At 28.8% G+C, this 15,523-nt stretch carries 13 protein-coding genes and 2 tRNA genes; 10 read left to right on the top strand and 5 right to left on the bottom strand.

Features of this window, described 5'->3' with window-relative positions:
• Positions 1-4 precede the first annotated feature (4 nt).
• Positions 5-1,558 carry a protein translocase subunit SecD gene (gene secD / locus DT059_RS06245; RefSeq protein ID WP_145597670.1) on the top strand — a complete coding sequence of 518 codons (1,554 nt, stop codon included), beginning with the start codon at positions 5-7 and terminating at the stop codon, positions 1,556-1,558.
• Positions 1,558-2,448 (top strand): protein translocase subunit SecF, encoded by an 891-nt coding sequence (gene secF / locus DT059_RS06250; protein WP_145597672.1) that lies wholly within the window; start codon positions 1,558-1,560, stop codon positions 2,446-2,448. The genes secD and secF overlap by 1 nt, the downstream gene beginning before the upstream one ends.
• Position 2,449: 1 nt before the next feature.
• On the opposite strand, the gene DT059_RS06255 is transcribed toward secF, so the two are convergent.
• Together DT059_RS06255 and uvrA are read right to left on the bottom strand one after the other, a co-directional pair.
• Positions 2,450-3,052, bottom strand: coding sequence for a urate hydroxylase PuuD (locus DT059_RS06255; RefSeq protein WP_145597674.1), 603 nt, complete (start codon positions 3,050-3,052; stop codon positions 2,450-2,452).
• 50 nt (positions 3,053-3,102) lie between these two features.
• Positions 3,103-5,955: an excinuclease ABC subunit UvrA gene (gene uvrA, locus DT059_RS06260; protein ID WP_145597676.1), complete on the bottom strand. Its 2,853-nt coding sequence runs from the start codon at positions 5,953-5,955 to the stop codon at positions 3,103-3,105.
• 88 nt (positions 5,956-6,043) lie between these two features.
• On the opposite strand from uvrA, the gene ssb reads away from it, so the two are divergent.
• The 6 genes from ssb (at position 6,044) to DT059_RS06290 (ending at position 11,477) form a co-directional block, all read left to right on the top strand.
• Positions 6,044-6,493, top strand: a complete 450-nt coding sequence (gene ssb / locus DT059_RS06265; RefSeq protein ID WP_145597677.1) for a single-stranded DNA-binding protein — start codon at positions 6,044-6,046, stop codon at positions 6,491-6,493.
• A 5-nt stretch (positions 6,494-6,498) separates the two neighbouring features.
• A complete protein-coding gene (gyrA, locus tag DT059_RS06270; protein ID WP_145597679.1) occupies positions 6,499-9,078 on the top strand; it encodes a DNA gyrase subunit A in 2,580 nt (859 codons plus the stop codon).
• Complete coding sequence (coaD, locus tag DT059_RS06275) at positions 9,078-9,572, top strand: pantetheine-phosphate adenylyltransferase (RefSeq protein WP_145597681.1); 495 nt, start codon at positions 9,078-9,080, stop codon at positions 9,570-9,572. The genes gyrA and coaD overlap by 1 nt, the downstream gene beginning before the upstream one ends.
• Entirely contained in the window at positions 9,565-10,125 is a 561-nt protein-coding gene (locus DT059_RS06280) for a peptidylprolyl isomerase (RefSeq protein ID WP_145597683.1), read from the top strand. Before coaD ends, DT059_RS06280 begins: the two co-directional genes overlap by 8 nt.
• Positions 10,126-10,134: 9 nt before the next feature.
• On the top strand, positions 10,135-11,247 hold the full coding sequence (gene tgt / locus DT059_RS06285; protein WP_145597685.1) for a tRNA guanosine(34) transglycosylase Tgt: 1,113 nt from the start codon (positions 10,135-10,137) through the stop codon (positions 11,245-11,247).
• 154 nt (positions 11,248-11,401) lie between these two features.
• Positions 11,402-11,477: transfer RNA gene (locus DT059_RS06290), tRNA-Lys, on the top strand.
• Positions 11,478-11,488: 11 nt separating this feature from the next.
• Here DT059_RS06290 and DT059_RS06295 read toward each other — a convergent pair.
• The gene (locus DT059_RS06295) at positions 11,489-12,316 is read right to left on the bottom strand and encodes a M48 family metallopeptidase (protein ID WP_145597687.1); all 828 of its coding nucleotides are present in this window, start codon (positions 12,314-12,316) and stop codon (positions 11,489-11,491) included.
• A 117-nt stretch (positions 12,317-12,433) separates the two neighbouring features.
• Here DT059_RS06295 and DT059_RS06300 point away from each other — a divergent pair, with 117 nt between their 5' ends.
• Positions 12,434-13,051: a DUF502 domain-containing protein gene (locus DT059_RS06300; RefSeq protein WP_075536293.1), complete on the top strand. Its 618-nt coding sequence runs from the start codon at positions 12,434-12,436 to the stop codon at positions 13,049-13,051.
• On the opposite strand, the gene recG is transcribed toward DT059_RS06300, so the two are convergent.
• The gene (gene recG / locus DT059_RS06305; RefSeq protein ID WP_145597689.1) at positions 13,048-15,099 is read right to left on the bottom strand and encodes an ATP-dependent DNA helicase RecG; all 2,052 of its coding nucleotides are present in this window, start codon (positions 15,097-15,099) and stop codon (positions 13,048-13,050) included. The genes DT059_RS06300 and recG overlap by 4 nt on opposite strands.
• A 91-nt stretch (positions 15,100-15,190) precedes the next feature.
• Between recG and DT059_RS06310 the strand changes: the two genes are divergently transcribed.
• Positions 15,191-15,388, top strand: a complete 198-nt coding sequence (locus DT059_RS06310; protein ID WP_240704596.1) for a succinate dehydrogenase assembly factor 2 — start codon at positions 15,191-15,193, stop codon at positions 15,386-15,388.
• Here DT059_RS06310 and DT059_RS06315 read toward each other — a convergent pair.
• Positions 15,389-15,478, bottom strand: a tRNA-Ser gene (locus DT059_RS06315). It lies immediately after the preceding gene.
• Between the last annotated feature and the right edge of the window lie 45 nt (positions 15,479-15,523).

Below are 15,523 nucleotides of genomic sequence, written 5' to 3' on the forward strand. Positions count from 1 at the left end.
TTAAGTGCTTTATTTCTCTAAGTTAAGAATTTTATTTATAACTCTTTTTTCAGTTTTATTTATTTTAATTGCTTCATCAAATCTTTTTAAATTTGATGATGATTTTTTTGATAAAAAAATTAATCTAGGATTGGACCTTCAGGGAGGATCATATCTATTACTTGAAATTGATAATGAACCTGTAATTGAACAAAAACTACAAAACTTAACAACAACTATTAGAAATTACTTCAAAGAAAAAAATATTAAAATCAACAATATTAAAATAGATAATAAGAACATTTATTTTAATGTAACAAATAATGATAAGCAATCTGTCTTAGATGTTTTTCAGGACGAAAATAGTGATCTTAACCCTTATTACCCAAGATTTAAATCACATCAGTTAGAAATTGAAGATACAGGGTTAAATTTAAAAATTAATTTTTCAAGACAGGGTTTAATTAAACTTAAAACTTCTTCTCAAGATCAAGCTATAGAAATAGTAAGAAGAAGGGTAGATGAGGTTGGAACTAATGAACCCAACATACTTAAAAGAGGAAATAACAGAATTTTAGTAGAGCTTCCTGGATTAGATGATCCAATGAGAATAAAATCATTACTTGGTAAAACTGCAAATCTTACATTTCGCTTTGTAACAAATGATGAAAATGATCGTTTTGGTGTTGAAAAATTAAAATTTGAAAATGGCCTAGAAGAAGCCACAGTTAGTAAAAGAATTATAATCAGTGGTGAAAATTTACTCGATGCACAACCAAAAATGGATACTCAAACTAACCAAACGATTGTTTCATTTACTTTAGATAGAGTAGGTGCAAAAAGGTTTGGTAAGGCAACATCAACTGGTATTGGAAAACAATTAGCAATTGTCTTAGATGGTAAAATTATAAGCGCACCTGTAGTTAGAGATACGATTGCTAGTGGTTCTGGTCAGATAAGTGGTGGCTTTACTTTTCAAACAGCAACTGATCTAGCTTTATTATTAAGATCAGGAGCATTGCCAGCACCATTAGAAATAATTGAAGAAAGAACGGTTGGTCCAGATCTTGGACAAGACTCAATTAATGCAGGAATGATTGCTTTGGCAATAGGTTTTATGTTGGTCATAATTTTTATGTTCGTTAAATATAAAATTTTCGGATTAATTACCAATGTAACACTAATAGTTAATTTGTTTATTCTTTTAGGTGTTTTAACTTTATTTGAAGCTACTTTAACATTGCCTGGTATTGCAGGAATTATCCTAACTGTAGGTATGGCAGTTGATGCAAATGTTTTAATTTTTGAGAGGATTAAAGAAGAGCTAAAAGATGAGACTAATAATATTTTGGCTTTTGATGGTGGTTATACAAAATCAAGAACAGCAATTTTAGATGCCAATATTACCACATTATTAGCTGCAATTATTTTGTTTTTTATGGGCTCAGGTCCAGTCAAAGGTTTTGCTGTAACCTTAGGAGTTGGAATATTTACAACACTATTTTCAGTCTATTTCATAGCAAGATTGTTCACTAGTATTTATGTATCAAGAAACAAAGATAAGGAAAAATTAATCTAATGATTGCTTTTAATAAATATTATAATCACTTTAATTTACTTTCATCACTTTTAATTGTTGTTTCATTACTACTGTTAATATTTAAAGGGCTCAATTTTGGTATAGATTTTAAAGGCGGCACTTTAATTGAATTAAGAGCCTCAGATTCTAAAATAAATGTAAGTTCATTAAGAGATAGATTTAATCAAATGGATTTAGGAGATGTCTCAGTGAAGAAATTTGGCAATGATACGGATTTTTTAGTAAAATTTGAAAATAAAGATAATAAAAAAAATATTATTGAAGAAATTAAGACTAATTTAGATAAATCTTTTGGAAATAACTATGATTTTAGAAGAGTAGAGAATGTTGGGCCAAAGGTAAGTGCTGAATTACTAAAATCAGGAGTTATAGCAATATCTTTGTCTTTAGCATTAATGTTAATTTATATTTGGATAAGATTTGAATGGCAATTTAGTTTGGGTGCAATTTTAGCTTTGTTTCATGATGTTATTGTAACTTTAGGAGTTTTTTCACTATTTAGTTTAGAAATAAATTTGTCAATTATTGCAGCAGTGTTAACAATAGTTGGATATTCAATGAATGATACTGTGGTTATTTTTGACCGTGTGCGTGAAAATTTAAGAAAATATTCAGATATAAAAATTTTTGAATTAACAAACATTTCAATTAATGAAACGTTATCAAGAACTATAATAACTTCTGCAACTACTTTACTAGCTTTATTAGCAATTTATTTTTTCGGTGGAGAAATATTAAAAGGTTTTTCACTAGCAATGATACTTGGTGTTGTTTTTGGAACTTATTCATCTATTTATATTGCTAACACTGTTTTAGTTAGGCTAAGAGTTTCCCAAAAAACTGTTCTTAGAGAAGACGATCAGAAATAAATTAAAATATATTTTGTGCAGCTACCATTGAAAGTAGCATAGGTAAAGATAACAAAGTATTTGTTCTTGAGAATAGCATTGCAGTTTTAGCCGACTTAGCTTTTGTATCTGGATCACTCTCAACTATTCCTAAAGCTCTTTTTTGATTTGGCCAAATCACAAACCACACATTAAATGCCATTACAATTCCAAGCCACATTCCAATTCCAATTGCAGTATGTTTTGGAACACCTGAACCAATACTTAAAGTCATTGCATCATGAAGATATCCATTAAGAAGAGCAAGAATTAAACCTGAAAGAACAGTTAATGCAGCAGCCCATCTAAAGTAAAATAATGCAGCTGGTGCTATTACTTTACCAATAGCTGGTTTTTGTTCATCTGGAATTTTTCCCATATTTGGAATTTGAACAAAATTGAAATACCACAATAATCCAATCCACATAATTGCAACAATTACATGTATGTATCTAAATAACCAGCTCCAGAATAGCGTATCAAAAGCAATTCCATCGTTTAAATAAAACAATCCTAAAAACAAAATAATTGCTAAAGCAAGTGATGCGTGGACTGTTTTTGATAATGATGACAATAAACTGCTCATGATTCTTGATTACTATACACTAATTTTTGAATATTTTTAAGTTGTTAAATTTAAGCTAAAAGAGGTTTTAAAAATTGACCAGTATAACTCTCTTTAACTTTGCATACTTCTTCCGGTTTTCCTTCGGCGACAATATTACCACCCTTTACACCGCCTTCAGGACCCATATCCACAATATAGTCGGCTGTTTTAATAACATCAAGATTATGTTCAATGACAACTACTGTATTCCCAAGTTTTACAAATGTATGAAGTATCTCTAAAAGTTTTTTAATATCATGTTGATGTAAACCTGTGGTTGGTTCATCTAAGATATACATCGTTCTTCCCGTTGATCTTTTTGAAAGTTCTTTTGCAAGCTTAATTCGTTGTGCTTCACCTCCTGATAATGTAGTTGCTTGCTGACCAATTTTTATATAGCCCAAACCAACTTTTTTAAGCGTTAATAGTTTTGTTTTTATATTAGATATATTTTCAAAATATTCACACCCTTCATCAACCGACATATCTAAAACATCAGCAATACTTTTACCTTTAAATTTAATTTCTAAAGTTTCTCTATTATACCTCGTACCCTTACATTCATCACACTGTATATAAACATCAGGTAAAAAATGCATTTCATAAGTGATTACACCATCACCCTCACAAGCTTCACATCTGCCTCCTTTAACATTAAAAGAAAATCTTCCTGGTTTATATCCTCTGGTTTTAGACTCTGGGAGGCTTGTAAACCAATCTCTAATAGGTCCAAAGGCTCCAGTATATGTTGCTGGATTTGATCTTGGAGTTCTACCAATAGGAGACTGGTCAATATCAATTATTTTATCGATTAATTCTACTCCTTTATAATATTTAAAAGATTTAGGTGTTTTTCTAGCTTTATTATTTAAAGTTAAATTTAAAGCATGAAAGAGTGTTTGTAATATTAAAGTAGATTTACCACTACCAGAGACACCAGTAACACAGGTAAAGGTCCCAGTTGGAATTTTAAGATTAACATTATTTAGATTATTTCCACTTGCACCATTGATTTCAACAAATCTTCCATTTTTAGCTAAACGTCGAGTTTTAGGAATTTCAATTGTTTTTTTATTAGCAAGATACAGTCCGGTAATACTATTTTTATCTTTTTTGATTTCTTCGTATGATCCTTGTGCTGTTATCTCACCACCATTACTTCCAGCTTCAGGCCCAAGATCAATAATATGATCTGCATTTTCCATAGTCTCAGTGTCATGCTCAACAACAATAACAGTATTACCAAGATCTCTTAATCTTTTTAATGCATTAATAAGCTTAACATTATCTTTTTGATGTAATCCAATCGATGGTTCATCCAAAACATATAATACACCTGTTAAACCAGATCCAATTTGTGAAGCTAATCTTATTCTTTGAGCTTCACCACCTGATAAAGTTCCAGATTCTCTAGAAAGTGTTAAATAGTCTAAACCTACATTAAGTAGAAAATTTAATCTTTCGTTGATTTCTTTTAAAACATGTTCAGCAATTTTAAATTGTCTTTTATCAAGCTTATTTTCTAAATTTTTAAACCATTCTGCTGCATCCAAAATAGATTTTTTTGTTACCTCACTAATATTAAGATCATTGATTTTTACACATAATGCTTCTTCTTTTAATCTATCACCATTACATGCTTCACAGGCAGTATCCGATTGATATTCAGCAATGGCTTCTCTTTTCCATTCGCTATCAGATTCTAAAAATCTCCTTTCAAGATTATTAATTACACCTTCAAAAGTTTTTTTATAGGAATATTTCTCGTAACCATCATCATAATTAAATTTGATTTCATCTTCATCAGAACCATAAAGAATAATATCTTTGATTTTTTTGGGTAATTTTTTCCATTTTTCATCTAAAGAAAAACCATAATGTTTTGCTAAGGATGCTAGAGTTTGAGCGTAATATAATGTAGTTGATTTAGACCAAGGTTCGATTGCTCCATCAGCTAAACTTTTTCTTTCATCAGGAACAACTAAATTTGGATCAACATTTAATTTCATTCCAATTCCTTCACACTCTTCACAAGCTCCATAGGGACTGTTAAATGAAAAAAGTCTTGGCTCAATTTCCTCAATTGTAAAACCACTCTCAGGACAAGCGAATTTGGTAGAGTAAATTAATTTTTCAATTTTTCTGAATTTTTGAGGAAGAGTTTCATCTTCATATTCTACAAAAACCAAACCGTTTGCTAAATTTATAGCTGTTTCAATACTTTCTGCCAATCTATTTCCAAGTTTTGAATTTAAAACTATTCTATCGACTAAGACTGAAATATCGTGTTTAAGTTTTTTATCTAGATTAGGTGACTTTTCTATATCATATAAAACATTATCAATTTTAATTTTTCTAAAACCTCTTCTTTTGTAACTTAAAATATCTTTTTTATATTCACCTTTACGACCTCTTACTACTGGTGCGTAAATATATATTGTTGATTTTTTTGGTAATTTTTTAACTAAATCTACTATCTGTGTAATTGTTTGAGAGGTTATTGGTTTGCCTGTAAACGGTGAATAGGGGATACCTGCTCTAGCATATAACACCCTCATGTAATCATAAATTTCTGTTACAGTTGCAACAGTAGATCTTGGATTTTTTGATGTATTTTTTTGTTCTATTGCAATAGCTGGACTTAGCCCTTCAATTAAATCAACATTTGGTTTTTTCATTTTATCTAAAAATTGACGAGCATATGCAGATAAACTCTCTACATATCTTCTCTGACCCTCTGCGTAGATGGTGTCAAAAGCTAAAGATGATTTTCCTGACCCAGATAGACCCGTTATGACCACAAATTTGTCTTTTGGAATCTCCACAGTGACATTCTTCAAATTATGTTCTTTAGCGCCCTTAATAACTATCTTTTTCATCATAATTTTAGTTGCTTTGAGTTAATAAAATTAATATTCAGAAGAATTGTGATATAATTCTAATTAACTAATTTAACAAATATTAAATATTATGGCTGGAAGTTTAAATAAAGTATTATTAATTGGTCGTTTGGGCGCAGATCCTGAGGTAAAACAAATGGTAAATGGTAAAAGTGTAGCCAGATTAAGTCTTGCAACAAGTCAATCCTGGAAAGATAAAAACACAGGTGAAAGAAAAGAAAAAACTGAATGGCACCGTGTAGTTGTATTTAATGAGGGTTTAGTAAATGTTGTTCAACAATATTTAAAAAAAGGTGCTCAAGTTTATGTAGAAGGTCAACTTACGACAAGAAAATGGAAAGATGAACAATCGGGACAAGACAAATACTCAACTGAAATAGTTATACAAGGATATAATTCTTCACTCACAATGTTGGGAGGAGGTAATTCTGGTGGCGGAATTCAAAATGACACAACTCAACAAAATAATATTGAGGACTCTTCACAAGTGTCAGATATGGACGATGAAATTCCATTTTAGTTTCTATGAAAAATACTGAAGAGTTTAAAGATAAAAATATAAAATTAATCTCAATGCATGATGAGATGAGCTCATCATATCTTTCTTATGCAATGAGCGTAATTGTAAGTCGTGCTCTTCCTGATATTAGAGATGGATTAAAACCAGTTCATAGAAGAATTTTATATGCAATGTACAAAGGCGGATATGATTGGTCTAAACAATTTAGAAAATCTGCAAGAATAGTCGGAGATGTTATTGGTAAATATCACCCGCATGGTGATCAATCTGTTTATGATGCTTTAGTAAGAATGGTACAAGATTTCTCTATGAGTTTACCGTTAATTCAAGGTCAAGGAAATTTTGGTTCTATTGATGGTGATCCAGCTGCAGCAATGAGATATACCGAAACTCGCTTGTCAAAAGTTTCTCAATATTTAATTGATGATATTGAAAAAAATACAATTACTTTCAAAAGCAATTATGATGAAACTGAGAAAGAACCAAGTGTTTTACCTGCACAGTTTCCAAATTTATTAGTAAATGGAGCTGGCGGTATCGCTGTTGGTATGGCAACAAGTATACCTCCACATAATTTAGGTGAAATTATAAATGGCACCTTAGCCTTAATTGATAACAAAGATATTAAAATTAAAGACTTAATGAAACATATACCTGGTCCAGATTTTCCAACTGGTGGTGTAATTATAGGTAAAGATATAATTAAACAAGGATATAACAATGGTAGAGGGTCTTTTAAGATAAGAGGTGAAATTTCAATTGAGCAACAAAAAAATGGACGTGAAAGACTTGTAATAACTTCTATACCTTATCAAGTAAACAAATCTGTTTTAAATGAAAGGATTGCTCAATTAGTAAGAGAAAAAAAGATTGAAGGAATAAGAGATATTAGAGATGAGTCTAACAGAGAAGGTATTAGGGTAGCAATAGATTTAAGAAACGGTGTAGAACCAGAAACTATAAAGAGACAATTATATAAAAACACTCAAATAGAGAGTTCATTTGGTTTTAATACTTTAGCTATTGTTGAAGGAAAACCACAAACTTGTACACTAAAAGATTTTTTATCTAATTTTTTAACTTTTAGAGAAGATGTTGTAATTAAAAAAACTAAATTTGATCTTCAAAAAGCTGAGGAACGTGCTCATATATTAATAGGATTATCTGTTTCAGTTGAAAATTTAGATAAAATAATAAAAATTATACGATCATCTAAAACACCTGATGATGCCAAAATATCAATTTTAAAAACTAAATGGAAAATAAACAAATCTCAAAAATTAATTTCTTTAGTTGAGGGAAAAAAAGGTAAAAACCTCTATTCTTTATCTGAACCACAGGTTTTAGCTATTTTAGAATTAAGACTTCAAAAATTAACTGCATTAGGGATAAATGAAATTGAAGTTGAAATTAAAAAATTAGCTGAACTAATAACTAAATATAAAAAGATTATTTCATCAAAAAAAGAACTTTTAAAAGTAATCAGCGAAGAGTTAAAAAATATTAAAGAGAAATTTGCTATACCAAGAAGAACTAAAATTATAGATGCTGTTTTAAATTACGATATTGAGGAAACAATCCAAAAACAATCAGTAATAATTACAGTTACCTTACAAGGATACATAAAAAGAGGTTCTTTGGATGGAGTAAAAAAACAAAAAAGAGGTGGTAAGGGAAAATCAGGCATAACAACTAGAGATCAAGACTCAGTTGTTCAAACATTATCTGTGAATACTCATACTTCGGTACTCTTCTTTTCTACCGAGGGTTTGGTTTACAAGATCAAAGCATGGAAAATCCCTGAGGGTTCATCGTCATCTAAAGGTAAGTCTTTATTTAATATTTTACCTTTAAAGAGTCACCAAGCAATAAGCTCAATTATGCCAATGCCAGAAGATGAAACTGATTTAAAAAATTATCAAATTATATTTGCTACTGCTCAAGGCAAAGTAAGAAAAAATAGTTTAGAAGACTTTTCATCAATTAATGCATCTGGAAAAATTGCAATGAAATTAGATAATAATGATAAAATCGTAGGTGTTAAAATATGTAAAGATGATCAAGATGTAATTTTAAGTACAAAATTTGGGAAATGCATTAGATTTGAAGTTAAAAAGCTAAGAGTTTTTAAAGGTAGATCTTCTAAAGGAATTAAGGGTATAGAGTTAGCACCAAATGATCAAATAGTATCTTTGTCAGTTATTGATAACGATAAAATTAATAAAAACGTAAAAAAATCAAAAGACGAAAAATCTGAATTAACAGCAAAAGAGAAATTTGTTTTATCAATAAGTGAAAATGGTTATGGAAAAAAGACCTCTCATACTGATTACAGAGTTACTAACAGAGGAGGTAAAGGAATTATAGGAATAGTAAATTCACCAAGAAATGGAAATATCACTTCATCTTTCCCTGTTTTTGAAGGTGATGAAATTCTAATTTCTACAAACAAAGGTAGGGTAATCAGAGTTGCTGTTAAGGAAATTAGAACCGCAGGAAGAAATACCCAGGGTGTTAGAATAATTAAGTTATCAGGAGAAGAAAAAGTTGTTTCAGCAATTAAAATTGATGATAATTTAATTTAATGAGTAAAATTGCAATTTATCCTGGAACATTTGATCCAATCACTTTTGGGCATATAGATGTCATAAAAAAATCATTAAAATTATTCGATAAAATAGTCGTAGGTGTTTCAGATGAAAGTAACAAAAATTATTTATTCAGTTCTGATGAAAGAATAGAAATAGTAAATAAAGCTTTATTTAAAGATCTAAAGTTAAATAGGAAAAAAATAAAAGTAGTATCTTTTGGCTCTTTAACCACTGATTTATGTAAAAAATACAAATCAAACATTATTTTAAGAGGACTGAGAGCTGTATCTGATTTTGAATATGAATTTCAATTAGCTGGTATGAATAGAAAATTGAACCAAAATATTGAAACAATTTTTTTAATGTCTGATGTAGAAAATCAAATTATTTCATCTAGATTTGTAAAAGAGATTGTTAAATTAAAAGGTGACATTAAAAAATTTACTACCAAAAGTACTATCAAGTCTTTAAAAGAGAAATATGAATAAAATTTTTATTAAAATACTTATTTTGCTTTTTTTTATTACCAATCAATCAATAGCTGAGGAGAATATAATGATATTAAAATTAAAAGACGGTGACGTTAAAATTGAATTATTTGAAGATGTGGCGCCAAATCATGTTAAAAGAATTAAGGAATTAGCAAATAGCGGTAAATACGATAACGTTGTTTTTCATAGAGTTATTGATGGATTTATGGCTCAAACAGGTGATGTAAAATTTGGAAATTCAGAATCTAAAGATTTTGATCTTAGAAGAGCTGGAATGGGTGGATCAGATTTTCCTGACTTAGAGCAAGAATTCAATAGTCTACCACATGATAGAGGAACTTTATCAATGGCGAGAGCTCAAGATCCAAATAGTGCAAATAGTCAATTTTTTATTTGTTTTCAGCCAGCTCCTTTTTTAGATCGTCAATATACAGTTTTTGGAAAAGTGATAGAAGGAATGGAATTTGTTGATAAAATAAAAAGAGGCGATCAAAATAATAACGGCGCTGTAACTGATCCAGATAAGATTATTAGTTTCAAATCTCAATAAATTTTATTAATGGCATTAAAAAAATTTGCCTTTAACGTTTTAAAAAAAGATAAATTTGCTAGATGTGGGTTAATCGAGACGCATCGTGGTAATATACAAACTCCAGCTTTTATGCCTGTAGGAACACAGGCAACTGTAAAAGCTTGTACAATAGATGATATTAAAAAAACAGGGTCTGAAATAATTCTTTCAAATACTTATCATTTAATGATACGCCCCGGTGTTGAAAGAGTAGAGTCTGCTGGTGGACTTCATAATTTTATGAATTGTGATTTACCTATTTTGACTGACTCTGGCGGTTTTCAAGTAATGTCTCTCTCAAAGTTGAATAAAATTGATAGAGAGAAGGGAGCTATATTTAACTCTCATGTTGATGGTAAAAAATTTTATTTAAGTCCAGAGGAGAGCATAAGAATACAATTAGGTTTAAATTCAGATATTGTAATGATTATGGATGAATGCCCTAAGAAAACTAATGATTATAATCTTATAAAAAAATCTATGGATTTATCACTTTACTGGGCTGAAAGATCTAAAGTAGCTTTTGGAAGCAATCCTCATAAAGCTTTATTTGGTATTGTTCAAGGAGGTTTGTTTAAAGATTTAAGACTTAAATCACTTGAAGGATTAGTTAATATTGGTTTTGATGGATATGCTATTGGAGGATTAGCAGTAGGTGAGACACAAAATGAAATGTTTAATGTTTTAGATGATATCAAAGAATATTTACCTTTAGAAAAACCTCACTATTTAATGGGTGTTGGAACACCATCAGATATATTAGGTGCCGTCAAAAGAGGTATAGATATGTTTGATTGTGTGCTACCTACCAGATCTGGAAGGACAGGTTTGGCATTTACATGGAATGGAAGGGTAAATATTAAAAATAATAAGTATCAAAATGATAATACTCCACTTGATCCTTCTTGTGAAAATCTCAACTTAAACAAATATTCAAAAAATTATCTAAATCATTTATTTAATACTAATGAAATATTAGCTTCAATGTTATTGACACTTCACAATATTAATTTTTATCAAGAATTAATGTCTGAGATTAGAAAAAATATTAATTCTGGCACATTTGATGATTTTCACAATAAATACATAGATAAGTTGTAGATATAGAAACTGTGCCATTTTGTATGAATAATCATATCAAATTCCTTAATTTAACAACCTTAATTGATCAAAACTTTTAAATTCAACGAATTGAAAAATAAAAATTTATCTGTATACACACATTATTCATTTAGAAAAAATGAATCAATTTTGTGGGCCGTTAGCTCAGTTGGTAGAGCAATTCCCTTTTAAGGAATGGGTCGATGGTTCGAGTCCATCACGGCTCACCATTAATTTTGATTTAGGTCAAGTTGATTGGTGGATAATCTAACATTACTTCATTCATCCATCCATTTAATTGCTTAATACGAGTATCAGAGGACGGGTGGGTGCTCATAAATTCTGGCGGTTCTTTACCCTTATTGGCTTCTTTCATTCTTTCCCAGATTTTTACTGTCTCTCTAATGTCGTAACCAGATAAAGAAGAAAAAATCATACCTAGATAATCAGCTTCGCTTTCCTGTTTTCTGTTAAATGGATTCATTATTCCCAGTTGAGCTAATAATCCGACTGTATCCATTCCAGTAGTTCTGTTTATATCAGATAATACGCCCCCACTTGCAATATCTATAATTCTTGCTCCAGTATTTAATAAAATACCTCGACTTGCTCTTTCAACAGAATGCTTTGCTACAGCATGAGCAACCTCATGACCCATAATTGCTGCTAAACCATTTTTATTTTTTGTTACATCAAGTATACCTGTATAAACAGCAATTTTACCTCCAGGCATACACCAAGCATTTTTAACTTTTTTGTTATCAATTAAAATATATTCCCAATCAAAATTTGCTGTTGGATCATTTAAATTTGATCTAAAAAAATATTCACTAATCGAATCTTCCATTTTTTTTCCAATTTCTTTAATCTCATTCAAGGTTTTAATGTCATCACTCATCTTTTCTTTTTGTTTAACTTTTTCATAAATTTGCGCAGCTTGAGCATTTAATTTTGCTTCAGGTATAATTTTTAATTGTTTTCTGTCAGTTATTGGTGCAGTAGAGCAGGAGTGCAAAAGAAGACTTCCACAACCACAGCCAACATAAGTCAAAAATTTTCTTCTATCCATAAGTAACTAAAATTGATAATAATAATTTAATATGAATCTTAATAACAAAATTTTAATTGTATTATTTATCTTTGCAATTGTTTTTGTTGTTTATGCTAGTTATAGTTAATTGAAAATATGTCGAAAAAAGGGTCAAAAAAATCTTTTTCATTAACCTTAAGAAACTACTTTATTACTGGAGTAGTTGTTTTAATACCAATTGGGTTTACATTATATCTTACAAAAATTTTAATTGGTATCTCCTCTAATTTAATTCCAAAAAATATTAATCCTAATAGTTATTTACCTTTTAATATACCTGGTGTTGAAATTGTCATTTCGATTTTACTAATAACTATCGTAGGTGGGCTTTCATTGTCATTTTTTGGAAGAAGAATTCTAAAATTAATTGATGATTTGTTCAAAAGAATTCCATTTTTAAGAACAGTTTATTCCGCAATTGTTCAAATGACTGAGACTTTTTCTAAAAAAGATGACGGAAAAAGAAGTGTAGTTTTAATTGAATATCCAAGAAAAGGAGTTTGGGCAGTTGGTTTTGCTACAAAGGAAAATAAAGGTGAGATGGCGCAAAAAACTGGTAAGAATTTAATTAATGTTTTTGTACCTACAACTCCAAATCCTACCAGTGGTTTTTTACTAATGTTTCCAATAGAAGATGTTATATATTTAAACATGTCTTTTGAGGAAGCATCTAAATTTATTGTTTCAGCAGGAACCTCTACTAAAAAAACTTAAGCAATATCATTAATTATATCAGCTCTATCATACAATTTTATCAAGGGTTTGAATTTACTTATATCTTCATTTGATTTTTCTATTCTTCTCATTTCTTTTTCAGCTAATAAAAAAAGATCACTATTCTGAATTGGATCTGCTAACTTAAAGTTTTTTATACCACTTTGTTTAAATCCTAAAATATCTCCAAACCCTCGTAATTTCATATCTTCTTCAGATATTAAAAAACCATCATTAGTGTCTTTTAAAATTTTTATTCTCTTTTTTGCGTTTTCGCTAAGATTTGATTTAAACATTAATATGCATGTAGAGTCTTTATCTCCACGACCAACTCTACCTCTTAATTGATGAAGTTGAGATAAACCAAATTTGTTAGCATTTTCAATTATAATCGTATTTGCATTTGGAAAATCTATTCCAACCTCAATAATTGTTGTAGAAACTAAAATCTTAAATTTATTATTTAAAAAATTGTTTAGTATATCATTTTTTTCATTTACATCAGTTTTTCCATGAAGCAAACATACCTGATTTGGAAACTTACTTTCTAAATATTCATACTTTTTTACAGCTGATGAATGATCTAATTTTTTAGATTCTTCAATTAATGGACAAACCCAAAAAATTTGATTTCCTATTTTAATTTCTTTTTTTATAAATTTTAATACATCTTCAATTTTAATCTCTAATTTACTATACGTTTTAATTGGTTTTCTATTTTTAGGTTTTTCTCTAATTATTGAAATATCCATATCACCGTAAATTGTCATTGTTAGAGTTCTAGGTATAGGTGTTGCTGTCATTAATAATACGTCACAATTTGGTCCACCTTTGTCTGACAATCTTTTTCTTTGATTCACTCCAAATTTATGTTGTTCATCTATAATTATTAATCCTAATTTTTTGAAAATTACTTTTTTTTGAAATATTGCATGTGTTCCAAAGATAATATCAATTTTATTATTTTCTAATTTTTTATGAATTTCTTTTTTTAATTTATATTCAGATTTTCCAGAAATAAGATCTGAATTTATATTTTTAGGAAATATTTTTTTTGCAAGCATAAAATGTTGTCTTGCTAGAATTTCTGTAGGAGCCATAAAAGCAACCTGAAAACCAGAATTTATGGTATTTATTGCTGCTAAAAGAGATACTATTGTTTTTCCACTACCAACGTCTCCTTGCAAAAGTCTAAACATTTTATTTGGTGAACTTAAGTCTTTGTTTATTTCGTTAAGTGATTTTAATTGATCACTCGTCAGTGAAAAATCTAATTTATCTATTATAGAATTTTGTTTATTTAAATTAATAACTTTATTTTTTTTTTTAATTTTTCTTATTTTTTTTCTCATTTCAGAATTAACTAGAAATGTTGAAAATATTTCATCAAAAGCTAATCTTTGATAGAAATTTGATTTATAATTTCCAATATTTTCTGGTTTGTGCAGTTCTTTAATTGAGCTATTCCAGCTTATATTTTTAAATTTAGATATAATACTTTTAGAGTGCCATTCATTAAAAACTGGCAAACTATTGATTATTTGATTTATAATTTTATTATATATTTTTTCAGAAATACCTTCAGTTAATGAGTATTTATTGTGAGTTTGTTTGATTAAAGAAGAATCCTCAGAAACATATTTTGGATTTGTAATTTGGTATTTATTCCTAAAATGACCTATTTTACCACTAACAGTAATTTCTTTGCCCAAAGGTAGGATTTTTTTTATGTATCCTTCATAACTATTAAAAAAAATACAATCTATTTCACCAGTTTCATCACTACATAAAACTCTATTTGGTAATTTTCTTATACGTGGGAAATTATACTTTTGAGGAATTATAGTTACTGTTTGAATTTCACCAATTTTTAAATCTTTTATTTTTGATGACAAGCTTCTATCCGTATAAGATTTTGGAAGTTTCCATAATAAATCAAATAAATTATTAATATTTTTCTTCTTTAATAAATTTTTTGTTTTAATTCCTACACCTTTTAGAGAACTTAAATCTGACAATAAATATTCATAATTTGTTTTATTATTCATTAACAAATAATATATTCTAATATTTATGATCAATATAGACGAATTAAAAAAAAAGATTATTTATCGATCAAATTATAGGGGCACCAAAGAAATGGATAAACTTTTAGGAGCTTTTGTTAAAAAATATATTAATGACTTAAGTAATGATGATTTAGTTAAATTAGAAAAATTATTGGATATTGATGATTCAAATTTATACAATTTTTTAAATGGTTTAGAGACTGATTTTATTTTTGAAAAAAATAATGTGACTGATTTATTTAAACATTTTGATTACATTGAAAAATAGTGGCGGAGAGACTGGGATTCGAACCCAGGAAAGAGTTGCCCCTTTGCCGGTTTTCAAGACCGGTGCTTTCAACCACTCAGCCATCTCTCCGTGAGCAAGGTTTTATAATTATAATTATTTAATTCAACCATAAAA

Origin of the sequence: Candidatus Pelagibacter sp. FZCC0015 (genome assembly GCF_007833635.1) — a bacterium.
Classification (GTDB): Bacteria; Pseudomonadota; Alphaproteobacteria; order Pelagibacterales; family Pelagibacteraceae; genus Pelagibacter.